The organism is Sphingomonas sp. AC449 (assembly GCF_979253475.1).
The window spans coordinates 1-996 of sequence record NZ_CEEDCZ010000031.1; the positions used below are offsets into that span (position 1 = coordinate 1).

2 protein-coding genes are annotated in these 996 nt (G+C 70.9%); one reads left to right on the top strand and one right to left on the bottom strand.

Features of this window, described 5'->3' with window-relative positions:
* The first annotated feature begins 17 nt into the window (after positions 1 to 17).
* Complete coding sequence (locus tag AC0CH3_RS17705; protein ID WP_354301065.1) at positions 18 to 446, top strand: acyl-CoA thioesterase; 429 nt, start codon at positions 18 to 20, stop codon at positions 444 to 446.
* A 6-nt stretch (positions 447 to 452) separates the two neighbouring features.
* On the opposite strand, the gene AC0CH3_RS17710 is transcribed toward AC0CH3_RS17705, so the two are convergent.
* Positions 453 to 917 carry a winged helix-turn-helix transcriptional regulator gene (locus AC0CH3_RS17710; protein ID WP_056019058.1) on the bottom strand — a complete coding sequence of 155 codons (465 nt, stop codon included), beginning with the start codon at positions 915 to 917 and terminating at the stop codon, positions 453 to 455.
* Positions 918 to 996 lie beyond the last annotated feature (79 nt).

A 996-nucleotide genomic window follows, 5' to 3' on the forward strand; every position in this document is an offset into this window, starting at 1 on the left:
CCCGCCATCCCCCGCGCATGACCCGCCCCGGCTTCGTCTTCTCCACGCGCCTGCGCGTCCGCTACGCCGAGATCGACGGGCAGCGGATCGTCTTCAACTCGCGCTATCTCGAATATGCCGATGTCGCGGTCACCGACTTCTGGGACTGGACGGGGATCGCCGCCGCGGTTCCCGCCTGGGCGGACACCGAATTCAACGTCCGCCGCACCGAGATCGACTATCTCAGGCCGTTCCGCCTCGGCGACACGATCGAGGCGTTCGTCCGCATCGACCGGGTCGGCACGTCGAGCCTCACCAAGCGCTTCGAGCTCGTCGACGCGGACACCGGCGCACTGCACACCGTCATCACGATGGTCAGCGTCCATGTCGACCTCGCGAGCGGCCGCCCCGCGCCGCTCCCCGACGCGATCCGCGCGCACATCGCCGGCTTGCCGACTACCGGCTGAGCCGCGTCAGGCGCCCGGATCGTCCGCGACGTCCCCCGGCAGCGCCCAGATCAGGTCGCCCCGCCCCAGCACGCGCCCGTCATGCGCCAGCACCGCCACCGCGGCGATCGGCCGGCGGTCGCGCGTATCGACGAGGATCGGGAACGCCGGAACGCGCGTCTCCCACCGCTCGCCCCATTGCCGCAGCGCGACCATCGTCGGCAGCAGCGCAAACCCCTTTTCGGTCAGCGCATAGGCGATCTTGCGGCGATCGTCGGGCATCCGCTCGCGCGCGAGGATGCCGTGATCGACCAGCCGCGCGAGCCGGTTGGCGAGGATGTTGCGCGCGATCCCGAGCTCGGACTGGAGCTCCTCGAAATGGTGCAGCCCGTTGAACGCCGCGCGCAGGATGAGGAACGACCAGCGCTCGCCCATCGCCTCGAGCGCTGCGGGCAGGCTGCATTCCCTCAAAGGCTCGCGCAATCGCCCCATGATCGTCTCCCCCCGATCTCGCCCCCCCCGATCTCGCCCCCGGATGCCCCCCGGTGGTCGCGTCGGCCGCCGACCGTAC